General features: G+C 73.4%; 2 protein-coding genes. One reads left to right on the forward strand and one right to left on the reverse strand.

The window, feature by feature from the left end; all coding sequences use genetic code 11:
• Positions 1-72: 72 nt before the first annotated feature.
• The gene (locus ACWJ6R_RS35105; protein ID WP_449066334.1) at positions 73-1,056 is read right to left on the reverse strand and encodes an ABC transporter substrate-binding protein; all 984 of its coding nucleotides are present in this window, start codon (positions 1,054-1,056) and stop codon (positions 73-75) included.
• Positions 1,057-1,269: 213 nt separating this feature from the next.
• Here ACWJ6R_RS35105 and ACWJ6R_RS35110 point away from each other — a divergent pair.
• A partial coding sequence (locus ACWJ6R_RS35110) for a FecCD family ABC transporter permease (protein WP_449066335.1) occupies positions 1,270-2,146 on the forward strand: 877 nt, incomplete at its 3' end.

The following is a 2,146-nucleotide window of genomic DNA, read 5'->3' on the forward strand; positions in this document are numbered from 1 at the left end:
CCGCCGGTGAGGCCGGCGGGGCCGCGGGAGGACGCCCGTCCGCGCGATCGACGGCCGGGGACGTCGGCCCGGTCAGCCGGCGAGGGCCTTGACCAGGTCGTCGAGGACGACCTGGGCGGCGAGCGGGGCGCCGCGGGTGCTCCAGACGGAGCCGTCGACGGACACGACGTGGTCGGCCTTGACGGCCTTCAGCTCCTTGAACGCGGGGGTCTCCTTCACCTCGGTGAGGGCCTTCTCGCCGTCGGAGGTGAGGGTGGACAGGAACAGCCAGTCGCCGTCGATGTCGGACAGGGCCTCCAGGCTCAGCGGCATGGAGTGGGCGGTGCCGTCCTTGTCCTGCGCCTTGGGCCGGGTGAGGCCGAGGTCGGTGGCGACGAAACTGGCGAACTGCCGCTTCTCCATCCAGCTGGGCCCCTGCGGGTTCCACCGGACGATGCTCACCTCGGCGGGCTTGACCTCGGCCTTCGCCTCGGCGACCTTGGCGTCGTAGTCGGCGAGGACCTTCTTGGCCGCGTCGAGCCTGTTCAGGGTGTTGCCGATGCCCATGAACGACAGCTTCCAGTCGTCGGTGGGGGCCATCGTGACCACCGTCGCAGGGGTGATCTTGCGGAGCTGGTCGAGCATCTGCTGGTCCTGCATGTCCCCGGCGAGGATCAGGTCGGGCTGGACCTCGACGACCTTGTCGATCACCGGCTGGAGCAGATTGCCGACGACGGGGATGCCCTGCACCTTGTCGGCGAGGTACGCCGGGGGCTTGTCGATGCCCTGGCCGTTGGTGATGCCGACCGGGGTGACGCCGAGGGCGAGGGCGGCGTCGAGGTCCTCCTGGGTGAGGGTGACCACGCGCTTCGGCTCCGCGGGGACCTTGATCAGGGTGCCGGTGGCGTCCTTCACCTCGCGGGTGGCGGAGCCGGCGGCCGGGGCGGCGGAGGACGAGGCGGCGGGCGCCGCGGACGTGTCCGTGGACGCGTTCTCGGACGGCGTGCCGCACGCCGCGACGGTCAGGGCGGCGAGAGCGGCGGCGAACAGGCCGCCGACCCTGCGGAGGGGGGACATGCGAACTCCAGACCAAGTTAGGTAAGTCTTTCCTACTTTAGGTTAGCCTTACCTTATGTTTACGCAACCCCGGGGTGCCCTCCCGGTGTTCACCCTGTGCCTGACGGCCTTACTCGGACTCGCCGCGGCCTCCGTGCTGACCGGCGCCGGCAGGGTCGCGCCGGGACAGGTCGTCGACTATCTGATGGGCGCCGCGGCGACCACCACCTGGAGATGGTCGTCACGACGCTCCGGCTGCCCCGCACGCTGGCCGCCCTCGTCGTGGGCGCCGCCCTCGGCGTCTCCGGCATGCTGCTGCAGGCGGTCACCCGCAACCCGCTCGCCGAGACCGGCCTGCTCGGGGTGAACTCGGGCGCCGCCCTCGGCGTGGTCGTCGGGATCGTCTACGCGGGCGCGCAGACCGGCGGGGCCTACCTCGTCTGGGCGCTCGGCGGCGCGCTGCTGGCCACCGGGGTCGTGCTGCTGATCGGCTCCCGCTTCTCCCCGCTCAAACTGGTCCTGGCGGGCGCGGCGCTGTCGGCCACGCTCACCGGGATCACCTCGGCCATGCTGGTCGCCGACCCCGTCACCTTCGACCAGTACCGGTTCTGGGTGCTCGGCTCGCTCGCGGGCGTCCCGCTGGAGCGGGTCCTGTCGGTCTCCCCGGCGATCCTGGCCGGGCTCGTCATGGCCGCGCTGGCCGCCCGGCCGCTGGCCGCGCTCTCCCTCGGCGACGACATGGCCGTGGCCCTCGGCCACCGGCCGGGCCGTACCCGGGTCGCGGTGACCGTGGCGGTGACGCTGCTCAGCGCCGCCGCGGTCGCGGTGGCCGGGCCGATCGGCTTCCTCGGCCTGCTGGCCGGCTACCTGGCCAGGACCCTGCTCGGCGGCCGGGTCGGCCCGCAGATCGTGCTGTCGGGCCTGGCCGGCGCCCTGGTGCTGCTCGGCGCGGACGTGCTCGCCCGGGTGGTCATGCGGCCGTACGAGGCGCCGGTCGCCCTGCTGATCGCCGTCCTCGGCGGACCCGTGCTGATCGTGGTGGCGCGCTCCCGCGCGGTCGCAGCCGGGGCGGGAGACCTGATCGCGGGCGGGGCCCCGCGCCGGGGCGCGC

It is taken from the genome of Planomonospora algeriensis (assembly GCF_977012225.1).